The sequence below is a fragment of the Vreelandella venusta genome (assembly GCF_044809155.1).
Lineage (GTDB): Bacteria > Pseudomonadota > Gammaproteobacteria > Pseudomonadales > Halomonadaceae > Vreelandella > Vreelandella venusta_B.
Genome location: NZ_CP085241.1, coordinates 3285313 through 3309651 on the forward strand (window position 1 = coordinate 3285313; position 24339 = coordinate 3309651).

20 protein-coding genes are annotated in these 24339 nt (G+C 55.5%); 7 read left to right on the forward strand and 13 right to left on the reverse strand.

Annotation, left to right across the window (positions count from 1 at the left end):
* Window positions 1–19: 19 nt before the first annotated feature.
* Both LG301_RS15245 and LG301_RS15250 read right to left on the reverse strand, forming a co-directional pair.
* Window positions 20–226 carry a cold-shock protein gene (locus LG301_RS15245; RefSeq protein ID WP_263067054.1) on the reverse strand — a complete coding sequence of 69 codons (207 nt, stop codon included), beginning with the start codon at window positions 224–226 and terminating at the stop codon, window positions 20–22.
* 291 nt (window positions 227–517) lie between these two features.
* Window positions 518–1879, reverse strand: coding sequence for a VOC family protein (locus tag LG301_RS15250; protein WP_404472002.1), 1362 nt, complete (start codon window positions 1877–1879; stop codon window positions 518–520).
* Between the two features lie 201 nt (window positions 1880–2080).
* On the opposite strand from LG301_RS15250, the gene LG301_RS15255 reads away from it, so the two are divergent.
* On the forward strand, window positions 2081–2965 hold the full coding sequence (locus LG301_RS15255; RefSeq protein ID WP_404472003.1) for a LysR substrate-binding domain-containing protein: 885 nt from the start codon (window positions 2081–2083) through the stop codon (window positions 2963–2965).
* A 76-nt stretch (window positions 2966–3041) separates the two neighbouring features.
* Here LG301_RS15255 and LG301_RS15260 read toward each other — a convergent pair whose 3' ends face one another.
* Entirely contained in the window at window positions 3042–3908 is an 867-nt protein-coding gene (locus tag LG301_RS15260; RefSeq protein WP_404472004.1) for a hypothetical protein, read from the reverse strand.
* Between the two features lie 169 nt (window positions 3909–4077).
* Between LG301_RS15260 and uraD the strand changes: the two genes are divergently transcribed.
* From uraD to aceF, 3 genes are all read left to right on the forward strand, one after another.
* Window positions 4078–4611 (forward strand): 2-oxo-4-hydroxy-4-carboxy-5-ureidoimidazoline decarboxylase, encoded by a 534-nt coding sequence (gene uraD / locus LG301_RS15265; RefSeq protein WP_404472005.1) that lies wholly within the window; start codon window positions 4078–4080, stop codon window positions 4609–4611.
* A 131-nt stretch (window positions 4612–4742) separates the two neighbouring features.
* On the forward strand, window positions 4743–7415 hold the full coding sequence (aceE, locus tag LG301_RS15270) for a pyruvate dehydrogenase (acetyl-transferring), homodimeric type (protein WP_404472006.1): 2673 nt from the start codon (window positions 4743–4745) through the stop codon (window positions 7413–7415).
* 58 nt (window positions 7416–7473) lie between these two features.
* Complete coding sequence (gene aceF / locus LG301_RS15275; protein WP_404472007.1) at window positions 7474–9186, forward strand: dihydrolipoyllysine-residue acetyltransferase; 1713 nt, start codon at window positions 7474–7476, stop codon at window positions 9184–9186.
* Between the two features lie 106 nt (window positions 9187–9292).
* Here aceF and eno read toward each other — a convergent pair whose 3' ends face one another.
* From eno to gcl, 7 genes are all read right to left on the reverse strand, one after another.
* On the reverse strand, window positions 9293–10585 hold the full coding sequence (eno, locus tag LG301_RS15280) for a phosphopyruvate hydratase (RefSeq protein WP_404472008.1): 1293 nt from the start codon (window positions 10583–10585) through the stop codon (window positions 9293–9295).
* A gap of 128 nt (window positions 10586–10713) precedes the next feature.
* Window positions 10714–11442, reverse strand: coding sequence for a GntR family transcriptional regulator (locus tag LG301_RS15285; RefSeq protein ID WP_404475293.1), 729 nt, complete (start codon window positions 11440–11442; stop codon window positions 10714–10716).
* A gap of 94 nt (window positions 11443–11536) precedes the next feature.
* A complete protein-coding gene (gene pyk / locus LG301_RS15290) occupies window positions 11537–13012 on the reverse strand; it encodes a pyruvate kinase (RefSeq protein WP_404472009.1) in 1476 nt (491 codons plus the stop codon).
* Window positions 13009–14337, reverse strand: a complete 1329-nt coding sequence (locus LG301_RS15295) for a glycerate kinase (RefSeq protein WP_404472010.1) — start codon at window positions 14335–14337, stop codon at window positions 13009–13011. Before LG301_RS15295 ends, pyk begins: the two co-directional genes overlap by 4 nt.
* A 180-nt stretch (window positions 14338–14517) precedes the next feature.
* Entirely contained in the window at window positions 14518–15402 is an 885-nt protein-coding gene (locus tag LG301_RS15300; protein WP_404475295.1) for a 2-hydroxy-3-oxopropionate reductase, read from the reverse strand.
* A 106-nt stretch (window positions 15403–15508) separates the two neighbouring features.
* On the reverse strand, window positions 15509–16285 hold the full coding sequence (gene hyi, locus LG301_RS15305) for a hydroxypyruvate isomerase (RefSeq protein WP_404472011.1): 777 nt from the start codon (window positions 16283–16285) through the stop codon (window positions 15509–15511).
* 86 nt (window positions 16286–16371) lie between these two features.
* On the reverse strand, window positions 16372–18159 hold the full coding sequence (gene gcl / locus LG301_RS15310; protein ID WP_404472012.1) for a glyoxylate carboligase: 1788 nt from the start codon (window positions 18157–18159) through the stop codon (window positions 16372–16374).
* Between the two features lie 692 nt (window positions 18160–18851).
* On the opposite strand from gcl, the gene LG301_RS15315 reads away from it, so the two are divergent.
* From LG301_RS15315 to LG301_RS15325, 3 genes are all read left to right on the forward strand, one after another.
* Complete coding sequence (locus tag LG301_RS15315; RefSeq protein ID WP_404472013.1) at window positions 18852–19598, forward strand: aspartate/glutamate racemase family protein; 747 nt, start codon at window positions 18852–18854, stop codon at window positions 19596–19598.
* A gap of 149 nt (window positions 19599–19747) precedes the next feature.
* A complete protein-coding gene (locus tag LG301_RS15320; protein ID WP_404472014.1) occupies window positions 19748–21133 on the forward strand; it encodes an NCS1 family transporter in 1386 nt (461 codons plus the stop codon).
* Window positions 21134–21356: 223 nt separating this feature from the next.
* Window positions 21357–22049, forward strand: a complete 693-nt coding sequence (locus tag LG301_RS15325) for an aspartate/glutamate racemase family protein (protein ID WP_404472015.1) — start codon at window positions 21357–21359, stop codon at window positions 22047–22049.
* A 93-nt stretch (window positions 22050–22142) separates the two neighbouring features.
* Here LG301_RS15325 and LG301_RS15330 read toward each other — a convergent pair whose 3' ends face one another.
* From LG301_RS15330 to LG301_RS15340, 3 genes are read right to left on the reverse strand one after another with little or no spacing between them, the layout of a single operon-like run.
* Window positions 22143–22631 carry an ureidoglycolate lyase gene (locus LG301_RS15330; RefSeq protein ID WP_404472016.1) on the reverse strand — a complete coding sequence of 163 codons (489 nt, stop codon included), beginning with the start codon at window positions 22629–22631 and terminating at the stop codon, window positions 22143–22145.
* 45 nt (window positions 22632–22676) lie between these two features.
* On the reverse strand, window positions 22677–23513 hold the full coding sequence (locus LG301_RS15335; RefSeq protein WP_404472017.1) for a bifunctional allantoicase/(S)-ureidoglycine aminohydrolase: 837 nt from the start codon (window positions 23511–23513) through the stop codon (window positions 22677–22679).
* 48 nt (window positions 23514–23561) lie between these two features.
* Window positions 23562–24338 carry an IclR family transcriptional regulator gene (locus LG301_RS15340; protein WP_404472018.1) on the reverse strand — a complete coding sequence of 259 codons (777 nt, stop codon included), beginning with the start codon at window positions 24336–24338 and terminating at the stop codon, window positions 23562–23564.
* Window position 24339: the final 1 nt, after the last annotated feature.

The window sequence follows — 24339 nt, forward strand, 5'->3', positions numbered from 1 at the left end:
TAATATCGTGCTGTGGCGCTTATTCCACAACTTTGATATTAGAAGCCTGAAGGCCTTTTTGGCCCTGGGTAACGTCAAAAGAAACCTTTTGACCGTCTTGCAGGGATTTAAAGCCGTCTGCTTGAATTTCGGAGAAGTGTGCGAACAGATCGTCGCCGTTATCTTCAGGAGAAATGAAGCCGAAGCCTTTAGTGTCGTTAAACCACTTTACGGTACCAGTTGCCATGATCGAAATCCTCGATTTAGCGAAATTAATGCCGGGGAAATACCCGAGTTACAGAGGGTAGAACAAGAAACTTTCACCAGGCTCAACGCTAAAATGCTTCGATACTGCTGACAACGTTCGACTTGCTAACCAACTGCAATCAGTCTGCGCTTCTATATCACTCGCGTCAACAACAAATATACAAATGTTTTTATACGCTAGATAATTATATTAATTTTTAGGTATTAACCCATAAATTAAAACAATACATACAGCACATCCTTATGCTGTACGTTAATGACAAACGACGTATTAGCTTTTCAAACGTGCCAACACCTTCGCTTTAGACGCCTTTTCGCGCTCAGCATAAAGCGCCAGCTCATCGGTCACCTGGGCGCCCAGCGCCGCTTCAAAGGCATCGCGATTAGCATTGCCGGCATAGGCTTCACTCTCTGCACCGCCCAAGTTCGACTGGAAAATCCCCGCTGCGCTCACTGGCAGAAAATCTTCATACGTGATCGGCTGCGCTTCCACTAAGCCCAGGGCGATTAACGCCTCCATATCGGCATTGTCAACGTCGCTCGCGGCCTGACCTTTCTCGGTCAGATGATAGTGAAAATACGCTAACGCCTCACGGCGCATAGCCTCATCGTTATCAGGGAACTTGGCGAATACGTTTTTCATCACCGCTTGGTGTGCGTCATTATCTAACCCTGCGGTTTGCTTGCGGCCTTCAGTCAGCAGCTGGTCATAAAGCGCACGGCCTTTGGGTGTAAGTGCCACTCCGCGCTGCTCAATTTCACCAAAACGAGCGGTGTGGGTGCCTTGCGCGTCACCGGCAAAGCAGATGGACTCCTCTAACGCTTTAAAGCTGGTTTGGCGCAGCAAAATGGGGCACTCACGACGCGGCGGCCCCTCAATGACGGCTTTAGGGTTCATGCCCATGTCTGGCATGCGGCGCTGTACGTCGTCGATATCCAGAGTGCGCGGCGTCAGGTGATTAATATGCGGCCCTTTAAAACACACCACATCGGCAATCAGGCGGTGCTCATCGTGGAGGGCTTGGTACGTTTCCAGATCCACCGTGGCATCCTGGTGCCAGCGGAAGGTTTCCAGGGCTTCTTTTACAAACTGGTTGGCCTCTTCGCTGGTTAGTCCACCTTGAGTTTCATGACGCTCAATAAGTTCGCGCGCCCCTGGGGTAAAAATATCGCGCTGGGCCAGAATCTCTTCTGCACGCTGGCGCAGCGCCTCGCTTTCAATTAGCTCTAAACGCAGTAGCGAGGTAAAAATACGGAACGGGTTCATCGCCAAGGCATCATCGTCGATGGGCCGGAAGGCGGTTGAGTGCACCGGCACGCCTGCTTCAGAAAGGTCGTAATAACCGACCGGATACATGCCCATCACGGCAAACAAGCGGCGCAGCATGGAAAGCTCTGCAGCGGTTCCTACGCGAATCGCCCCGTGGCGCTCTACGCTCAAGCGGGCCAACTCACCCTGCGCTTCCAAGCGGCGATGAAGTTCGGGCTGCTGACTCAGGGTTTCTTGGTTAACGCGTTCGACGAGTTCCAGCAGCGTGCCGTACTGCGGCACTTCGGCCTGATACATGGCCGACATCGCCTTAGAGAAACGGTCGCGAACAGCATCGGTAGACAGAAAGAGTGCTTGATTCATGATAGGGCTCTCAACGTATGTTTAATACACGTATCAAAACAAGTTCACGTAACGGTTCACAAACGAAAAAAATAGCCGAATGCATGCCTAACAGGAATGTATACTCAGTTTTTGCGATACGGCCTCTGGGCTTTACTGTTCTACTCTTCGTCGGTGCGGCGACACAACAAAACCGTGCGTTAATCAGCAGGAGTGCTTTGTTTGGCATCTCGTAACCTTCCCTCAACGGCGGCAATGCAGTGCTTTGAAGCGGCGGCACGACATATGAGTTTTACGCGTGCGGCTGATGAGCTTAGCCTTACACAAAGTGCGGTAAGCAAGCAGGTGGCACATCTTGAAACCCTGCTGCAGCACAAGCTGTTCCGTCGGGTACGGCGCAGCCTAGTGCTCACACCAGAAGGCGCCATCTTTTTAAGCGACGTTCGTAAAGTATTGACCCAAGTTGAGATGTCGGCACGCACTATTATGACCTTTAGCGGTAATAGCGAGGTGCTGAAGATTGCGACGCTGCCCAGCTTTGGCAGCCGTTGGTTAGCCGATAAGCTGCCCGCTTTTTTATCCGCGAACCCAGGCATTAGCTTGGCGTTTCATGACCGCGTGACCGACTTTGATCTTGAGCAGCAAGATATCGACATCGCGTTTTTCTACGGCCACGGTAGTTGGCCTAGCCTTGCCTGCCATAAATTGTTTGATGAAGAGATGGTGGCGGTCGCCGCACCTGAGCTGCTGGCTAAGCACCCCATTCACGCGGTGGAAGAGCTGGCGCAGCTGCCGCTACTCCACCTTTCCAGCCGCCCCGATGCGTGGCACCAGTGGTTCGCTAGCCAAAAAACGGTTACTGACCGCAGCTATCACGGCACGCGTTTTGAAACCTTCGCCATGCTAGTACGCACCGCCATGGCGGGTGGCGGCGTCGCATTAGTGCCGCACTTTATCGTAGAGGAGGAGCTTGCTGCAGAGCGGCTGACGCTTGCTTGGCCGCATAAACGGCTCAGTGAGAGCGCCTATTACTTGGTGTACCCAGAACATCTAGGGGAATTGGCGAAGGTAAGGCGCTTTGTCGACCATATTACGCAGGCGTGTTGATTACTTAAACGTAACGCTGGGGGCCTAAAGCCCCCAGCGACGTGATACCCATAACGTTATGCGTCTTGCTCAATGATCAGAAATGCCACTCTAGATTAAAGGTCATCGCATCAGTATCCACACCCGGTTTGTCGTGGTTACCAAATTTATTGCGCCAATACTCATAGCCAACGCCTACCCATAGCGAGTTTTCCGTCCCCCAAGCGAGCTGCCCTGCGTCCAGCATTAGCGAGGTACGCATTAACTGCTCAGGTTCGGTCGAGACGCCAAAGTAGTCATCGCCTTTCTCACCGTTATAGTTATAAAAGCCTTGGAATTTTAACGGTAACTCGGCGACTTCGAACGGCAATCCCCAGGCCAAATTGATTTGGTAATAAGGATCAAAGGAGAGGCTGTTCTGGTTTTCCGGTAGTCCACAGGGCGGCAGGCCGCAATGATTCCACTCTCGGCTATAAAACAGGCTTAAATCTACAAAGCCGCGTGGCACGTCAAACTTAAACGTTGGCCCCACCAACAGCTGGCGCTTACGCGGCGCGAAGCCGGTGTTTTTGGTGTTTAGGTCAAACCCAAACGTCAGCGCCATATCCCGCACAGGCCCGAAGGCGAGCGGCTCATCAAATACCCCCCCAGCATGCAACTGATGACGATAAGCCAAGTACGCTTCTGTTGCCCCTGAATCACTGTTATTGGCGGGGTCCGCGCTGCTGGACTGCAAAACATCCAGATTGAAAAAATTTTGCCCCAGTGAATAACCGCTGACATGCGTGAATTGGAGAATATGCTTCTCCACATTTTCAGGATTATTCGGCTCGGTAAACTGTGTTCCGTAGCGATACCCCACAAACGTATCGCTCCACGTCGCCGCATGGGCACTGACCGACAGACAGCCAAGAAGCGTAGCCACCGACACGTTCTTAACCACGGCTCGGTTTTTCTTCAACATGCGAAAACCCCTTTTGTTTAATTTTGTTTTTAAACGCATTTTTTAACGCCGGCCTGCAGCTGCTGGCGTGAATAACCGTTTTTTTGCGATAACGGCAATTCTTAGAGTACATTTCACTATATTTCTTGTATACAATAACTCGGACAAAAATATACAAATGGAGAATACAATGCCGCACATTTTAGATGCCGCCCGTCCTAGCACACTCGGTTTAGAAGCGTTCCTGAACCACTACGGTGATATATTTGAACACTCACCATGGGTTGCAGAAACTGCCTGGAAACAGGGGCTTACCACCCAACACGACGATGCCGATGTATTGGCTGATACCATGGGTGCTGTGCTTCAGAGCGCAGACATTAATGAACAAATTGCCGTTATCCGCGCTCACCCTGATCTCGCAGGAAAAGCCGCCTTGGCCGGCGAGCTAACTCAAGACTCGACCCGCGAGCAGGCAGGCGCCGGGCTAGATCAGTGCTCTGCCGAAGAATTTGCACGCTTCCAGCAGATGAATCAGGCTTACCAAGATAAGTTCGGCTTCCCCTTCGTGATTGCCGTTAAAGGGCTTGATCGCCACGCCATTCTCGCTGCGTTCGAGACGCGTCTTGAAAACGATGCGGCAACCGAACGACAAACCGCTATTGAACAAATCATCCAAATAGCGCGCTTTCGCCTGCACATGCGTGCTGAGACAGCCGCGTAATTTTTTAGATATTCGTTACCACAACGACTATCTGCTCACGCGCTCAGCATGGCTGCTTTTCCCGCAGCCTGAACGGTGCTCACCCTTCAGGCTGTGAGGCTTACCTTTTATCGTCATTCGGAGAGACCTCTATGAGTCTGGAGACAAGAGAAGATCTCGATACGGTCGAAACCACGGAGTGGCTGGACTCCCTGGAATCAGTACTGGATCGTGAGGGCGAAGATCGCGCCCGTTACCTGATGACCCGCCTGGCGGATCGCCTGCGCCGGGACGGGATGAAGGTACCCTTCTCGGTGACAACCCCGCACCGTAATACGATTCCGGTTCACCGCGAAGCGCCGATGCCCGGCGATCTGTTCATGGAGCGTCGCATTCGCTCCTTGATCCGCTACAACGCCATTGCCCAGGTGATTCGCAACAACCGCGCTAACCCAGGCTTGGGCGGGCACATTGCCAGCTTCATGTCATCGGCCACGCTGTACGACGTGGGCTTTAACCACTTCTTCCGCGCCCCCAAAGGCGATTTTGAAGGCGACCTGATTTACATCCAGGGCCACGTGGCGCCGGGCATTTACGCCCGTTCCTACCTGGAAGGCCGCCTGTCGGAAGAGCAGATGGACCGCTTCCGCCGCGAAGTCGATGGCGATGGCCTCTCGTCCTACCCGCACCCGTGGCTAATGCCGGACTACTGGCAGTTCCCCACCGTCTCCATGGGCCTTGGCCCCATCCAGGCGATCTATCAAGCCCACGTGATGAAGTACCTGCATCACCGTGAGCTAAAAGACATGCACGACCGCAAGATCTGGTGCTTTATGGGCGACGGCGAGTGCGACGAGCCGGAATCCCTGGGCGCCATCTCGCTGGCCGGCCGTGAGAACCTCGACAACCTGATCTTCGTCATCAACTGCAACCTGCAGCGCCTGGACGGCCCGGTACGCGGCAACTCCCGCGTGATGGACGAGTTCGAAGGCGTGTTCCGCGGCGCCGGTTGGAACGTCATCAAAGTCGTCTGGGGGCGTCACTGGGACCCGCTGTTCGAGAAGGACAAGAAGGGCGTCCTGCAAAAGCGCATGGACGAAGCGGTCGACGGCGAGTACCAGAACTACAAGGCCAACGGCGGCTCCTACACCCGTGAGCACTTCTTCGGCAAGTACCCCGAAACCGAAGCAATGGTCAAAGACCTCTCCGACGAGGATATCTGGAAGCTCAACCGCGGTGGCCACGACCCGTTCAAGGTCTACGCGGCCTACCACGAAGCCGTGAACCAAACCAACGGCAAGCCCACGGTCATCCTGGCGCACACCGTCAAAGGCTACGGCATGGGCAGCGGCGACGGCGAAGCCGCCAACGAGTCCCACCAGGTCAAGAGCATGGAGTACGAAGCGCTGCGTAAATTCCGCGACCGCTTCGGTATTCCGCTCACCGACGAACAGCTCAAAGAGGTGCCCTACTACAAGCCGGAAGAGGACTCTCCCGAGCTTAAGTACATGCACCTGCAGCGCGAGCGCTTAAACGGCTACCTGCCCAGCCGGCGCAGCGACTTTGAGGCGCTGGAGATCCCCGGCCTCGAAGACAAAACCTTTGCGTCCCAGATGGGCGGCTCCAAAGGCCGTGAAGTCTCCACCACCATGGCGTTCGTGCGCGTGCTCAACGGCCTGGTGAAGGATAAGAAACTCGGTAAGCACGTCGTGCCGATTATCCCCGACGAAGCGCGCACCTTCGGCATGGAAGGCATGTTCCGCCAGCTCGGCATCTACACCTCCGAAGGGCAGAAGTACGAGCCGGTGGATAAAGGCCAGATCATGTTCTACCGCGAGGATCAGAAAGGCCAGATTCTCGAAGAAGGGATCAGTGAAGCCGGCGCCATGTCCGCGTGGATTGCCGCGGCCACTTCTTATAGCAACAACAACGTCACCCTGCTGCCGTTCTACATCTACTACTCGATGTTCGGCTTCCAGCGCATTGGTGACTTGGCCTGGGCCGCCGGCGACCTGCAAGCCCGTGGCTTTATGGTCGGCGGCACCGCCGGGCGCACCACGCTCAACGGCGAAGGCCTGCAGCACCAGGATGGCCACAGCTTGATTCAAGCCTCCACCATCCCCAACTGCCGCAGCTACGACCCGACCTACGCCCACGAAGTCGCGGTCATCCTGCAGGACGGTCTGAAGCGCATGTTCACGGATAAAGAGAACTGCTTCTACTACCTGACGGTGATGAACGAAAACTACGAGCAGCCCGCCCTCGAGACGGTGCCCGCCGACGACATCATCAAAGGCATGTACCTGCTGCGTGAAACCAAGGGCGACAAAGGCCGCGTGCAGCTGATGGGCTCCGGCACCATCCTGCGCGAAGTCGAAGCCGCCGCCGAGCTGCTTGAGAAAGACTGGGGCATTGGCGCCGACATCTGGAGCGTCACCAGCTTTAACGAGCTGCGCCGCGAAGCGCTGCTGCTGGAGCGTGAAGGCTTCCTGAACCCTGACGCCGAGGCCACCAAGCCCCACGTCACGAAGTGCCTGGAAGGCCGCGACGGCCCGGTGATTGCCTCCACCGACTACATGAAGCTGTATGCGGATCAAGTCCGCGCCTGGGTGCCCTCTGAGTACACCGTACTGGGCACGGACGGCTTTGGGCGCTCCGACACCCGTGAGAAGCTGCGCTACTTCTTCGAAGTCGACCGCTACTTCGTCACCGTCGCCGCGCTGCGTGCGCTGGCCGACCGGGGCGAGATTGATCGTAAGCACGTCGGCGAGGCGCTGAAGAAGTACGGCATCGACGCCAACAAGCCCAACCCGCTGACCAGCTAAACCGCTGCCCGGCGGGCAGGTGCCCGCCGGCTCGATCCGATTTGGAAGGAGCGCGACCTTGAGTAGCGAAATTATCAAAGTTCCCGACATCGGTGGCGATACCGATGTCGAAATCATCGAGATTGCGGTGTCAGAAGGCGACGTCATTGAAGCGGAAGACACCCTAATCACCCTAGAATCCGACAAAGCCAGCATGGACGTGCCCGCCCCGAAAGGCGGCAAGGTGCTCAAAGTGCTGGTCAAAGAAGGCGACACCGTCTCCGAAGGCGACGACATCGTCGAGCTGGACGTTGAAGGCGGCAGCGATGCCGGTAACGACGACGCGCAAGACGACGCGCCAGCAAAAGAAGACAAACCGAAAGAAGCGTCTCAAGAACGGTCTCAAGAACAGGCACCTGCTCCGGCGGCCAAAAAAGCCAGCGGCGGCAAGCAGACGGTCGATATTAAAGTGCCGGACCTGGGCGGCTCGGACAGCGTTGAGATCATTGAAGTCGCCGTGGGCGAAGGCGATGCGGTCGAAGCCGAAGACACGTTGATTACGCTAGAGTCCGACAAAGCCTCCATGGACGTGCCGAGCCCGTACAGCGGCAAGATCGTCAGCTTCACCGCCAAAGAGGGCGACACGGTCTCAGAAGGCGACGTGATCGGCCAGATGGAGATCGCGAGCGACGGTGGTGACGAAGACGAGGCGCCTGCCCAGGCAGCTGAGTCCGCTGCCAGCAGTGCGTCGGAAGAAGCGACAGCTGAAAAGAGCGCACCGACAGCGCCTGCGGAAGAAAAGAGAGCGGCTTCACCCGAAGGTACGCCAAGCCCCGAAGCACAAATAGCCGCCCAAAAACCCCGCAACAGCAAACTAGTGCACGCAGGCCCCGCGGTGCGCATGCTGGCCCGCGAGCTAAGCGTTGACCTTGCCTTAGTCACGCCCAGCGGCCCGAAAAACCGCGTGCTGAAAGAGGACGTGCAGGCCTACGTGAAGCAGGCGATTGCTAACCAAGGCAACGCTTCAGCGACAGCTCCAGCGGCGACGGGCGGTGCAGGTATTCCGCCGATCCCAGAGGTCGACTTCAGCCAGTTTGGTGAGGTGGAAGAGAAGCCGATGGGTCGCTTGCTGAAAGCAGGCGCGACAAACCTGCATCGTAGTTGGCTCAACGTACCCCACGTGACCCAGTTCGACGAAGCCGATATCACCGAGCTTGAAGCTTTCCGCAAGGCCATGAAGGCCGAGGCCGAAGCCCAGGGCGCGAAACTCACGCCGCTGCCGTTTATGGTCAAAGCCTGTGCCTTTGCGCTGCGTAAATTCCCCCAGTTCAACGTCAGCCTGAAAGGCGATGGCGATACGCTGGTATGGAAAAACTACGTGCACATCGGTATCGCGGTGGATACGCCGGATGGCCTGATGGTGCCGGTCGTGCGCAACGCCGATCAGAAATCCTTGATTGAGATTGCCAAGGAGATGGCGGAGCTAGGCAAGAAAGCGCAAACCAAGAAGCTTAAGCGTGACGAAATGACCGGTGGCTGCTTCACCATTTCGAGCCTTGGCTCGATTGGTGGTACCGCATTTACGCCGATCGTTAATGCACCGGAAGTGGCGATCTTGGGCGTGTCGAAAGCGCAGATGAAGCCGGTGTGGGATGGCAGTGCCTTCCAACCGCGTTTGATGATGCCGCTGTCGCTCTCCTATGATCACCGCGCGATTAACGGCGCCGATGCAGCACGCTTTACCGCCTTCCTGGCGGATGTGTTGACCGACATTCGGCGGCTGTTGTTGTAACAGTTGTTGTAACAGATGCTGTAACGGATGTTTTAAAAGCGTTAATAACACACCCAAACACAAACGGCGCCTTTAGGCGCCGTTTGTGTTTAAACAGGTTTATGTTTTACCGGCATTTAATCGCGTTGATGCCCGGGTAGCTAACGATATCGCCAAGCTCCGCCTCAATGGCTAACAAGCGATTGTATTTGGCCACTCGGTCAGAGCGGCAGAGCGAGCCGGTTTTAATTTGCCCGGCACAGGTGCCCACTGCCAGGTCGGCAATGGTGGTGTCTTCGGTTTCACCGGAGCGGTGTGAAATCACGGCAGTAAAACCAGCCTCCTGCGCCATGCGGATGGCATCCAGAGTTTCACTGAGCGAGCCGATCTGGTTGAACTTGATCAAGATCGAGTTGCCGATTTGCTCATCGATGCCGTGCTTGAGCAGCTTCGTGTTCGTCACGAACAGGTCGTCCCCCACCAGCTGAACGCGACCACCCAGCTTGTCTGTCAGGGCTTTCCAAGCGGGCCAGTCAGACTCGTCCATCCCGTCCTCAATAGAGACAATAGGATAGTCATCGCATAGGTTGGCAAGGTAGTCGATGAAGCCAGCGGCATCGTATGTCGCCCCTTCCCCCGCTAGCACGTACTGGCCACCTTTGTAGAATTCGCTAGAAGCGCAGTCCAGCGCCAGGGTCACATCGCGCCCCAACATATAGCCGGCGTCTTCTACGGCCTGTTTGATCACCGCCAGGGCCTCGACGTTGGAGGCGAGGTTAGGCGCAAAACCACCCTCGTCACCGACAGAGGTAGATAAACCACGGGCGGAAAGCACGTTTTTCAAGGTGTGGAAAATTTCCGCCCCCATGCGCAGGCCTTCACGGAAACTCGTCGCCCCCACCGGCTGCACCATGAACTCCTGAATATCCACATTGTTGTCGGCATGTTCGCCGCCATTCAAGATATTCATCATCGGCACAGGCATCATAAACTGCCCGGGCTGACCATAAAGCTCAGCGATATGCGCATAGAGCGGCAGTTGCTTACCTTGGGCGGCCGCTTTAGCCGCGGCCAGTGAGACCGCCAGGATCGCGTTAGCGCCTAGTTTCGCTTTATTCTCCGTACCATCCAGCGCCACCATGGCGTTATCGAGACTGCGCTGGTCGCCGGCATCGGCGCCTAGCAGGCAGTCACGAATCGGGCCGTTAATCGCCTGGACGGCTTTGAGCACCCCCTTTCCCAGGTAGCGCGCCTTATCGCCGTCGCGCAACTCCAGCGCCTCACCCGAACCGGTGGACGCGCCGCTAGGGGCAAAGGCCTCGCCGACGATGCCATTTTCCAGGCTCACCCGCGCCATGACGGTGGGGTTACCACGAGAATCCAATACTTCCAGTGCCGATACGTTAACAATGTTGAGCATTGCGAGCCTTACTTGTTGTTATGTCGTTGAATACAGTGAACGATTAGCGCAACGCGCCAATACGCCGAACGTCAAACCTGGAGAGTCGTTAATCATAGGTCGCTAACGCGTGGCAACATCGCAAGGGGTTACGCTCGCGCTAATTTGCCACCCAAAATAGTCTTTAAATCGGTCTCCGCCCCTCGTGGAGAGAGATCCAGCAGGGCTTCTAAACTGTGCAAGTGGTCATGCACGCACTGCCTGGCGCCTTCGGCATCACCATTGGCCAAATGCACCATTAGCGTGGCATGGTCGCCTTCCAAATAGCACGAAGCCAGCGTTGGTCGCTTGTACAAAGCGATCACAATAGACGTGCGTAAGATTAGATCGGTCAGCATGGTTCCGAGGATGCGATTGGAGGCATGCTCAGCCAGCAAATGGTGAATGGTTAGCGAGTGCTCGATGCGTGCAGGCTCATCTTGTCTGGCATAGGCCTGTTTTTCATCGTCCACTTGCGCATTCAGGGTCATCAAGGTGTCGGCGCCCAGCTTTCCCGCCAGCAGGGCGACTATCTCGCCCTCAATTAACCGACGTGCTGAAAACGTCTCGCGGGTCTCTTCGACGGTAGGGGCGCGAACGCGCGCGACTTGATTCGGGCGCTGACTAATGACGTGCTCTGCCGCCAGCCGTGTAAGCGCCTTGCGCACGACCGAGCGGCTAACGCCGAACACTTCGCCTAGGGTGATTTCTGGCAATTTAGTATTCGGCGGCAATCGCTGCATCAGTACCGCGTTACGGATATGCTCAACGATCGTTTGATCGTTATACCCACCCCGTTTGGAAGTGTTCAAAGGTTGTTTGTGCCAGCCGAGGCTCATGTTGCCTATCTCCAGGTGATCCTCATTCAACGTTCGCATTATTACCTCGGCCACTATACCAGCACACTGTTTTCGCTTCCTAAAAACGCGGCGCTTAACCGCGCTGATGCTTGGCGTTTACATCCAAAATCTTCAGGGTATTCGTGCCACCATGGGCATTCATGTGATCGCCACGGGTGAGAATGACGTGGTCATCCGGCGCCGCGATTCCGTGAGCCACCAGTACCTCCAGCGCCCGGTCGTTAAGCTCTTCCGCCTTCATCTCGCTGGTATCAAACGCTAGCGAGACAACGCCACGGTAGAGCGCCATACGCCGCTGGGCAATCTCGCTATGCGCCAGGCCAACGATAGGCAAGCCAGAGTGGATACGCGAGGCAATCAGCGCCGTGAACCCGCTTGACGTCATGCAGGCAATGGCGGCCACGCCTTCTAAATGATTGGCGGCATACATGGCAGAGAGCGCCACCGTCTCGTCGATTCTTGAGAACCCCTGATGAATGCGGTGACCAGACTCTTGAGCACTGCGCTCGCGCTCGGCCCCCAGACATACGCGGTTCATGGCTTCGATAGTTTCGACAGGGAAATCACCCGCGGCCGTTTCAGCGGAGAGCATCACCGCGTCGGTGCCATCCAATACCGCATTGGCCACATCAAATACCTCGGCCCGAGTGGGCAGCGGCGAGCTGATCATGGTCTCCATCATTTGGGTGGCGGTAATCACGGCACGGTTGAGGCTGCGTGCGCGCTTGATTAAGCGTTTTTGCACGCCAATCAGCTGTGCATCGCCAATCTCTACTCCCAGGTCGCCCCGCGCCACCATCACGGCTTCGGACGCGCTGATAATGCCGTCTAAGGTGGCATCGTCCGCCACCGCTTCGGCACGCTCAACCTTGGCGATCAGACCAATCTCCTTGCCTGCCTCGCCCAGCAGTTCACGCGCTTCCTGCATATCTGCGGCGCTGCGTGGGAACGAGACCGCCAAGTAGTCTACGCCGATCTCGACGGCGGTTTTAAGATCCTGTTTATCCTTGTCGGTGAGGGCAGCTGCCGATAACCCGCCCCCCTGCTTGTTAATACCTTTATTGTTGGAGAGCTTGCCGCCAACGATCACGCGGGTGTGGACTTCCTTGCCCTGAATGGCGCTGACTTCAAGCACCAGACGGCCATCATCCAACAGCAGGCGATCACCGACGCTGACATCATCCGCCAGCGTTTTATAGTCGCAGCCCACGCGGTTTACATCTCCGGCGTCGCTCTCCATCAGCATATCAAGTACGAAGGACTGCCCTTCTTCCAGCACCACCGCGCCCTCTTTGAAGCGCGCGATACGAATTTTAGGGCCTTGCAAATCGGCCAGCGCAGCGACGCTTCTGCCTAAGCGCTGGGCGATTTCACGCACTTCGCTAAGGCGACGACGGTGGTCTTCCGCCGACCCATGGGAGAAATTGAGCCGAACAACATCCACGCCTGCCCGCAGCATCGCTTCTAGTACGCCTTGACGGTCGCTGGCGGGGCCTAATGTGGCGACAATTTTTGTGCGGCGAATGGGGGTATACGCGGTAGGTTTCATGGCTGCCTCGGGAGAATAAGAATGGCGCGAAAATCATTGACGTTTGTGCGGGTTGGCCCGGTCACGATCAGGTCGTCAAGCGCATCGAAAAAGCTGTACGCATCGTTGCGAGCCAGGTAGTCCCGCGCTGACAGCTGCAAAGACTCAGCGCGCTTCCAGCACGCGGGGCCGATTAACGCACCGGCGTTATCCTCCGACCCGTCAATGCCGTCGGTGTCGATGGCCAAGGCGTAAATGCCCTCTGCGCCTTTGAGGCTATCGAAAAGCCCCAGTAGATACTCGACGTTACGCCCACCACGCCCATCACCTTTGACGGTAACGCTGGTCTCGCCACCGGAGAGCACCAACAGGGGACGGGTGATCTCGTCCTGCAGTTTGAACGCCATTCGTGCCTGGGCAGTGCCTAAATCACGCGCTTCGCCCTCTAAATCATCGCCCAATACGCGGACATCGATGCCGTCTTCTCCGGCACCTACTTCCGCGCTACGCCGAGCAGCTTCAAGCGCATCGCAGGCGCGGGCAAGGATAATATGTTGGTCGCGGGCAAACTCAGGGCTATTGAGCTGCGGCGCGTTGTGGTCAGCCAGTAGATGCTCGCGCACGTTATCGGGCACGTCGATCTGATGGCGTTCAAGAATCGTTAGCGCATCACGCGGCGTGGTGCTATCCGGCAGCGTAGGACCAGAGGCAATTAACGATGCCTCATCGCCCGGCACATCGGAAATCAGGTACGTCACTACGCGGGCGGGGTGTGCACAGGCCGCTAAACGGCCGCCCTTAATCGCGGATAGATGACGACGCACCGTATTAATTTCACGAATCGTCGCGCCGCAGCGCAGCAGCGTTTTATTCAGCGCTTGTTTATCTTTCAGGCTAATCCCCTCAGCGGGTAGCGACATAAGCGCAGAACCACCGCCAGAAATTAACGCAATGACCAGGTCATCTTCACCCAGGTCTTTAACCGCTTCTAACATACGTTTTGCGGCCTGCTCACCCAGCGCATCGGGCATGGGGTGAGACGCTTCAAGTACTTCAATGTGTTGGCAGGTGGCACCGTGCTGATAGCGGGTAACCACCAACCCTTCTAAGTCAGTTGACTCGCCAGAGGAGTGCGCGTCCCATGCCAACTCCAACGCACGCGCCATGGCGGCGGCGGCTTTACCAGCCCCCACAACCACGGTGCGACCCGTCGGCTTTTCAGGTAGCTGGTCGGGTAGCAAGCTGTCGGGGTGAACCGCAGCGATCGCCTTTTCGGCTAAACGCATCAGCCACTGGCGTGAGTCTTCTTCACTGTTAAAAGGGGCTAAGCGAAAAGGGGCATTCATCGGCAGACTCCTCAGGCAAGAGCCAGGGCAAAGAAGAAAAATAAGGGGGAAAAAAGCCGGTGGCAGAAAAAATGGCAAAACGGGGGAACTGCCACCGGGTAAAAACCAATGTCTCACATGCAATTAACGCGGTGGGCCATGAACCACGGCCCACCAATACTCAATAACGCCGATTAAAAATTACTCACCCACCTCATGGTCTGCCAGTTTCTCCAGCGCGCGCAGAATGCCCGCGTGATCCCAGTCAGCACCGCCGTTAGCAGCACACGCTTGGAATAGCTGCTGTGCATTGGCAGTACCTGGCAGGGAAAGGTTGAGGCTACGAGCGCCTTCCAGAGCGAGGTTAAGATCTTTTTGATGCAAACGGATGCGGAAGCCTGGATCAAAGGTGCGCTTGATCATGCGCTCGCCATGGACATCAAGAATCTTCGACTGGGCAAGGCCGCCCAGCAGTGATTCGCGCACTTTGACGACATCCGCACCGGCTTTAGAGGCGAACAGCAGCCCCTCAGCAACGGCCTCAATGGTCAGTGCCACCACGATCTGGTTGGCAACTTTACAGGTTTGACCTGCACCGTGACCGCCGATGTGGGTAATTGTCTTGCCGACGACTTCAAGCAGCGGTGTCGCACGCTTAAAGCCTTCATCGGTCGCGCCCACCATGATGGTAAGCGCGGCATTAATGGCACCGCCTTCACCACCGGATACCGGGGCGTCTACATACTCACCGCCCGCGTCGGTAATACGCTTGGCAAACGCCTGAGTCTGCATCGGCGCGATGGAACTCATGTCGATGACCAGGGTACCCGGCTTGAGACCTTCAATGACGCCGTCTTCACCGAACAGTACGGTTTCCACGTCAGAGGTGTCCGGCACCATGGTGATAATCACGTCAGCAGCTTGGGCAACGTCTTTGGGGCTGGCTACTTCTTGCATGCCTTTTTCGGCAAGGCCTGCATCCAGCGTGCCGCGCTTCACGGTCACCAGGGAGTGGCCCGCGTCAAGCAGGTGGCCAGCCATTGGGCGACCCATAATGCCTAAACCAATAAAACCGATCTTGCTCATCATTTTTCTCCTTCCAATTAATTCACCAAGCGTGGGTTCAGCACACACGGGGCAGTGCTCACCCGCTTGCCGTTAACCCGCTTGAAACCTATTGATGCGGTTGGCCTTAGCGTGCGTTATCCAACCAGCCCAGCCCTTGCGTCGTTCCCGCTTTGGGCTTGTATTCGCAGCCAATCCAGCCGTCGTAACCCAGGCGCTCAAGGTGCGCAAAAAGGAAGGGATAATTGATTTCGCCGGTACCCGGCTCATGACGCCCCGGGTTATCCGCCAGCTGCACGTGAGCAATACGCGCCAGATGCTTTTCGATGGTGGGCGCTAGATCCCCTTCCATGATTTGCATGTGGTAGATGTCGTATTGCAGCTTCAGGTTGTCGCTGCCCACTTCGTCGAACAGGGCCAGGGCCTGCTCCGTGCGATTGAGGAAAAAGCCCGGAATATCGCGGGTGTTAATCGGCTCAGCGATCAGCAGGATGCCCGCCGCTTTAAGCTTTTCAGCGGCGAAGCGCAGGTTCTCAACCACCGTTTTGTGGGCTTCGTCGTCACTAACGCCCTCAGGCTTGATACCCACCAAACAGTTAACTTGTTTGTTGCCCAGCACTTGAGCATATTCAATGGCCTTATCCACACCGGCGCGGAACTCCTCAACGCGGTTTGGATGGCAGGCAATACCCCGCTCACCAGCACCCCAGTCGCCTGCGGGCAGGTTGAAGAGCACTTGGCTTAGGCCATTGGCGTCCAGGCGCTGTTTGATGTCCGCTGCCGGGTAATCATAGGGAAAAAGGTATTCGACTCCCTTGAAGCCAGCGTCGGCAGCGGCTTTGAAACGATCGAGGAAGTCCACTTCGGTGAACAACATGCTGAGATTTGCAGCAAACTTGGACATGCAGGTCTCCTTACTTGTTATGCAGGACTAGCGAACGGGAGGGGCGATAAACCCTGGCGTTGAACACGTCGCGGCCAGGGCATCCTTTAGGTCAAGCTAGCAATAGAGCTCGGCGCATCGGCAACGTTTTCGGCCAGCTCTTCAAACTCGTTAACCCCATCAAGATCGGTACCCATTGAGATGTTGGTCACACGCTCAAGGATGATCTCTACAACCACCGGCACGCGGTGTTCACGCATCAGCTCACGGGCTTTCTCAAGCGTGGGGGCAATATCCTCAGGCTTGAACACACGCAGTGCTTTACAGCCTAGCCCTTCAACAACCGACACATGGTCGACACCGTATTCGGCGAGTGCCGCTTCTTCATCGGTGTAGTTGATGTTCTTAAACGACAGCTGAACGCAGTAATCCATGTCAAAACCGCGCTGGGCTTGGCGAATCAAGCCAAGGTAGGAGTTATTCACCAGCACATGGATATAGGGCAAATTAAACTGCGCGCCCACCGCCAGCTCTTCGATCATGAACTGGAAGTCGTAATCACCAGAGAGACCAACCACTTCAGCCGTAGGATCTGCACGGCAGACACCTAACGCGGCAGGCACTGTCCAGCCTAACGGGCCAGCTTGGCCACAGTTGATCCAGTGACGCGGCTTGTAAACGTGCAGGAACTGAGCACCGGCAATTTGCGAAAGCCCAATGGTGCTGATGTAGCGCGCGTTTTTGCCAAACACTTTGTTCATTTCTTCGTAAACACGCTGGGGTTTCACCGGCACGTTATCGAAGTGGGTTTTACGCAGCAGCGTACGCTTACGCTCCTGGCACTCTTCGGCCCAAGCGCTGCGGTTCTTAAGCTTACCGGCGGCTTTCATTTCACGCGCCACTTCCAGGAACAGCTCAAGCGCCAGCTTGGCGTCAGAAACGATGCCGTAGTCAGGCCCAAAGATACGCCCTAACTGAGTTGGCTCGATATCAACGTGTACAAACTTCCTACCTTTTGTATACGTTTCAACGTTGCCCGTGTGGCGGTTAGCCCAGCGGTTGCCGATCCCCATGACGAAATCGGAGGCGAGCATGGTGGCGTTGCCATAGCGGTGAGACGTCTGCAGACCCACCATACCGGCCATCAGCGGGTGGTCGTCTGGAATCGTGCCCCAGCCCATCAGCGTCGGAATAACCGGCACGCCGGTCAGCTCAGCAAACTCCACCAACTGCTCGGACGCATCCGCATTGATAACGCCGCCACCCGCTACCAGCAGCGGTTTTTCGGCTTCGTTGAGCATCGTCAGTGCTTTTTCAATCTGGGCACGTGACGCTGACGGCTTGTAAGCCGGAAGTGATTCGTAGGTGTCTGGATCGAACTCGATTTCGCTCATCTGAACGTCGATCGGCAGATCAATGAGCACCGGGCCTGGGCGGCTTGAGCGCATGAGCTGGAAGGCTTTCTGGAACGCCCGCGGCACTTGGGCTGGCTCCATCACCGTCACGGCCCATTTAGTCACGGGACCAGCAATTGCCTGAATGTCGACGGCCTGGAAATCTTCTTTATGCATCTTGGCACGGGGTGCTTGACCGGTGATGCATAAAATCGGGATGGAGTCGGCGCTGGCAGAATAGAGACCGGTAATCATGTCGGTGCCCGCAGGACCAGACGTACCGATACATACCCCAATATTGCCTGCGATGGTGCGGGTATACCCTTCAGCCATGTGCGACGCGCCTTCTACGTGCCGAGCCAGCACGTGGTCAACGCCACCCACTTTACGCATTGCAGCGTAAAAGGGATTGATCGCGGCGCCCGGAACACCAAAGGCAACGTCAACGCCTTCTTTTTTCAGGACGTGAATGGCGGCTTCTGCAGCGGTCATTTTAGCCATTACAATTTCTCCTCAACAATTGAATACTATTTTTGTATTCATTTTAGTATTTGTTCTTGTATTCAAAGTATTCGCCCAGCGAATCAGTGTCAATAATTTATGGAAAATATTTCCATGAATTATTCAAATAAAAAAAACCAGGCCTCTCTGTTGGCCTGGGCAACTGAAAAACATCTACAAACGTCAGCAACATCGCCACAGTGCAGCCCCAAACCTTCTTGCAAAGCCAGCCTGACTTCTCACCGACACACATCGCCAACGCCTCATGGCACAAGCCTTTGCGCTATAACCTCAACCGCTGTAATAGATGAAGACTGACGGTATACATCAAAAATTTAGCCACTTAGTGCTGTTCATCCTGCTGCGTTACGCGTGTCACGTAGGCTTTTCTGAATACTGTAGAGCTTAGTTATGCCCATCATCACACAGAGCAATTATCCTAAAATATTGTATACAAAAAATGTTGACAAAACACTCACACTTTGAGGCTAGCGACCATTGTCTAGTACGTTAAAAAAATCAAAAAAATTCGAAAAACCCCCTAACTATTTGTTTTAAAACACTTATTCATTTAATTGAAACTTTTTATAATTGATTGCCATATATACAAAAACAATCTATTTTGTTCACAAGACAATTGAAAAACGTCGACAAAACCAACCATGGTTTTCTACAAAGAGGAGAGTACTTCCATGCATATCCGCGTTATCAACCCTAATACGACTATCGGAATGACAACAAAAATTGGCGAGGCTGCAAGCCGTATCGCTGCGACGGGAACCCGCATCTCAGCTACCCAGCCCGACGACGGACCGGTATCTATCGAGAGCCACTTTGACGAGGCGATTAGCGCAGTGGGCGTATTAGAAGAAGTGCTAGCTGGAGAGCGGGAAGGCGTCGACGCCTACGTTATTGCCTGTTTTGGTGATCCAGGATTGTTGGCAGCCCGTGAACTGACCCGAGCACCGGTCATCGGCATCGCCGAGGCCGCCTTCCACATGGCCAGCCTGATCAGCACACGGTTTTCAATTGTTACTACCTTGGGGCGTACCGGCATCATCGCCGAGCACCTGCTAGAGCAGTACGGCTTTCGTCATCACTGCCGCCGAGTGCGAGCCGCGGAGATTCCTGTGCTGGATTTAGAAAATGACGGGGATGCTGCACTAAATCGACTTATAGATGAGTGCCGTCGTGCCCGTGACGAGGATGACATCGGCGCCATTGTACTGGGCTGCGGCGGTATGGCTGATCTCACCGATGAAATTGCACGGGAAGTAGGCCTGCCCGTGATAGAAGGCGTCACCGCCGCCATAAAGCTAACCGAGGCATTGGTAGGGCTGGGGCTAGGTACCAGCAAGCACGGCGACTTGGATTTCCCACGTCCTAAATCCTTTACTGGGCGATTCTCACACCTTTCGGAGCTAAAACCACGGCGCTAAACCAAGCAACGTACTACTGACATACACCAGTACAACGAAAACCCAAACTATCGATCATGCCGCAAGCCTGACCCCTGGAGCTTTAACTCCAAGGCATAACAACGACAACGACAACGACAACATCAAGAAATGACTTGCGAGGTCACACAATGAATCATTCCAAACCAACCCCCTCTACGGCCGATACTGATTTCCCTCCCTCTAGCCATGCAGGCGCCCATGTCGACACTAAGGCGCCCGGAGATGAGTCCCTTGCTCCCCAGCAGACTCGCATTATGGGGGTCCCCTCTTATTTTCTAGCTTGGTTCGGCGGCTGCGTGTCGATCGGCACCTTCGCCATGGGTTCCAGCGTGGTTGGCACGTTGAACTTGATTCAAGCGACCTTGGCCATCGCCATCGGCTGTTTCGTAATCGGCATCGCCCTAGCCATTAATGGTGCCGCCGGTTATAAGTACGGCATCCCGTTCATGGTCCAGGCACGCAGCGCCTTTGGCTTCGCGGGCACTCGCATTCCTGGCCTAGTGCGCGCAGTGCCCGCTATCGTCTGGTACGGCTTCCAGAGCTGGATCGGCGCTGGCGCTCTGAACATGGTGTCGACGACGCTGTTCGGCTTCGACAACCTAGTGTTCTACTTCATCACCTTCCAGTTCCTGCAGATTGGCCTGTCGGTGATGGGCTTCCAGGGCATCAAGTGGCTGGAGAATATCGGTAGCGGCTTCATCCTCGCTTCATTGGCATATATGTTTTACGTCACAGTGCAACGTTACGGTGATGAACTCTCCGCTAACCTGCTGACCATGGAAGGGTCTTGGGGGCTACCCTTCTGGGGAGCCACCATGCTCTTCTTGGGCATTTACAGCACCATGATGCTTAACGTCAGCGACTATTCCCGTGAACACAAACACGGTACCGGTCCCGGCCTGCTGACCACTATTTATGCAATGTCAATTCTGCCCTGCACCATGTTCATGGGGTTGATCGGCTTTATGGTCTCTGAAGCTACGGGTACCGCCGATCCCATTCAGGTCTTCACCAATGCCGTGGACAACACGCCGCTTCTAATGGCCACCCTGTTATTTATTGCCTTTGCCCAGGTCACCACTAATGTGCTTAACAACGTAGTGCCGCCTACCTATGTGTTGATGGACGTCTTCAAAATGAAGTTCCGCACCGCCACCATACTGGTGGGGCTGCTAGCATTCGCCACCTTCCCCTGGAAACTCGTACAACCTGACTCTGCCGCCGGCCTTCAACTCTTTGTGCAGACCTACTCGGCGTTCCTTGGGCCCATCTTCGCCATCCTGGTGGTGGATTACTACATCATTCGTCGCCGCACATTGGACCTTAGCAAGCTATATGACGAGACTGGCCCCTATCAGGGTTTCAACTACGCTGCACTGATCGCCACCCTGGTAGGAATTGTTGCCGCACTCACCTTCTCAGCCGTTTCTTGGTACGCAAGCCTGATTCCTGCAGGCCTCACCTACTACTTGCTGATGCAGCACTGGGCACCCTGCCAGCGTTTCCGTCAGTAATCCCCATTCTGCCCGGCCATTGCCGGGCAGAGTCTCGAGCTCGTTAAGAGCAACCGTTATCCAGTGCATCTCCCACTTTCTCTAACAATAAACTAATAGTTTCGCGGAGGTTCCCACCATGATCCCATTTCCATCAAAATCGTCTCGTGTCCAGCTCGCCACCGGCTGCCTGTTAAGTCTCTTCCTGTTACCTTCCCTCTCTCAAGCCGATCAGGAGGCAGACATGACGGCATCGAACCTTGCCAATACGACAAAGACCATCATTCTGATCAACCCCAACTCGAACGCTCAAGCCACGCGCTCAATGGCCGATCTCGCTCGACTTGAAACCGAAGGTATAGCAACGGTTGAAGAACGCAGTAACCTATCGGCCCCAGCGCTTCTTACGACACCTCAGGACATGATCAATGCTGCTCCAGGTGTTGTGGCAATAGGCATCGAAGCCGCCAAGGACGAGAATGTTGCCGCCATTATTGTGTCGGCGTTCAGCGATCCAGGTCTTGAAGAGCTACGTGCCGAGGTTAATATCCCAGTATTTGGAATTGGCGAAGAGGTGTTTCATGAGGCCGCTCGCAATGGCCGGGCATTCGGCATCGTTACCGTCACGCCAGATGAGGGTCTGATCGAATCATTCCGGCAAAAAGCCGCCTCACTGGGCTACGAACATCTATACCGTGGCGTCAGAGTTACGCCTGGAGATCCCACGGAACTGGTTCAGTCGCCTGACACGTTGGATGCCGCACTAGCCGAAGCCGTTAAGGCATCCATTGAAAATGACTCGGCGCAGGCCGTCATAATGGGGGGAGGCCCTCTATCGGCTTCCGCCCTCCGGTTACAGCCCGAATTTGATGTTCCGTTAGTGGTGGCAGTCAATGCTGCCGCCCGCGCGGCAGTCAACGCCATTCAGGCTGAATAAGATTACGGTTTAAAAAAACCGCTTGGCAGAAAGCAAAGCACCCTCCTAATGGAGGGCGCTTTAACTACCGATTCAATATCTTCACATAAACAATTAGCCAATGTTCACACGGCATTCCAGCGGGTATTCCAGGCAGTTATTGCCTTCTCCACCTCGGTCTACCACCAGAAAACGCCCTTCTCGCTCTAGTACCGACTGGATCGCATGCCAGGTACCCGCGTGGTAGTTAACGCCTTGATGCCCATCGGTCACAAACGCGCGGACATCTTGGCTGTTAATCGTTTCGCCCTTGGGCGCCACCACCACGATAAAGCGCTCTTCATACAGCGGCATAAAGGCTTGGCTGCCGAGCGGATGGCATTCAAGAAAGTCTAGCGCCAGGGGTATCTCAACCGGCTGGCTGACAAATATATTGATCAGCGCTCGGGCGTCTTCCCCCAGGGTTTCTACGCGCGCTAAGTCGTGATAACGCCGCGTGCGCCCGGCATTAATAGGAAAGTAGTCCGCCGTACGGGTATCAATCACGTCACCAAAGGGCGCAAAGGCTTCGGGTGTTAAAGGCTGTGCTTTCAATTCCAGCATGGCTGGCTCCTAAATTTTTTATTAACCGCTTGGCCATGTAACGCCTTAGCGCGGGCCAACGCCGCCTAGCTTCATGTGGCGATTAACGTCTTTATAAAGCAGGTAGCGGAATGGCCCCGGGCCACCGGCATAGCACGCCTGTGGGCAGAAGGCACGCAGCCACATGAAGTCGCCCGCCTCAACTTCTACCCAATTCTGGTTTAGGTGGTAAACCGCCTTGCCTTCTAAAACGTAAAGCCCATGCTCCATCACGTGTGTTTCATCAAACGGGATCACGGCACCCGGCTGGAACGTCACAATATTGACATGCATGTCATGGCGGATATCGGCAGGGTCGACAAAACGCGTAGTGACCCACTTTTCATCGGTGCCTGGCATCGCCGTTGGCTCGATATCGTTCTCATTGGTCACGAAGGGTTCTGGTACGTCGATGCCTTCCACCTGCTCGTAGGCTTTGCGCACCCAGTGAAAACGCACCGGTGCGTCAGACGTGTTATGCGCTTCCCAGCGGGTTCCCGGGGGTAAAAAGGCATAACCGCCTGGCTGCATAATATGCTTCTCGCCTTTCAGGGTCAGCGTTAGCTCGCCTTCTACGATGAACAGCACGCCTTCCGCTGCGGGGTCGGGCTCTGGCTTCTCACTGCCGCCACCGGGGGAGACTTCCATAATGTATTGGGAAAACGTTTCGGCAAACCCCGACAGTGGCCGTGACAACACCCACAACCGGGTGTTTTCCCAAAACGGCAGATTGCTGGTGACGATGTCACGCATCACACCTTTAGGAATTACTGCGTAGGCTTCGGTAAATACGGCGCGATCCGACAGCAGCTGCGTTTGTGCCGGATGCCCCCCTTGCGGAGCGTAGTAGTTGCGCTTGGTCATTCTCTTTCCTTTTATCGTTGGATATGGGTAAAGCACCACTCAACCGGCTTAGCCGTGGCCCAGCATGCTTGAAATATTCGCCGCAGCGTCTGCTACCCGCTCCTGGAGCCAGCCGTGGGTGTCTTGAGGAATTTCGTGCACCGGCACCATAATACTAACAACCCCTTCCATCGCCCCATCTTGGTTATAGAGCGGATAGACGATCGAAGAGATACCAAAATGAAAATAAGAGTCGGCGATAACATAGCCTCGGCGGCGGTCTTCCTGAACCAGCTCCCACAACGCATCGCGATTTGCTGGCGTGCCTGGCTTGTTATCTAACAGCTCGCCAGAAGGGTAAAGCGCCTCAAACGCTTCATAGGACAGCTCGGCCAGCAGCATCCGCCCTAACCCCGTGCGATGCAGCGGTAGCCGCGTGCCGACGCTAACCCGGCGTACGGTTGCGTTGGTTGCCCCTACCCGCGCTACGTAAACGGCGTCGCGGCCATCACGAATAGCAATGTGACTGGAGCAGCCGGTGGTTTCACACAGCGCTTCAATTACCGGCTGCCCCACTTGCACGACATCCAGCGAGGCCACGTACTCAAAGCCTAAACGCAGCACGTTGACGCCTAGTGAGTACAGCCCCGTGACCGGGTGATGGCGCAAAAACCCCATGTGCTCTAGCGTTTGTACCGTTCGGTAGGTCGTTGACTGGGGAAAACCGACGCGCTTGACGATTTCGCCAAAACTCATCTCGCGATGATGCCGGTTTAGCTCCATTAAAATCATCAGCCCCCGCTCAAGCGCCGGAATCAGCCGCTGCTGCTCATCCTTGCCCTTCATG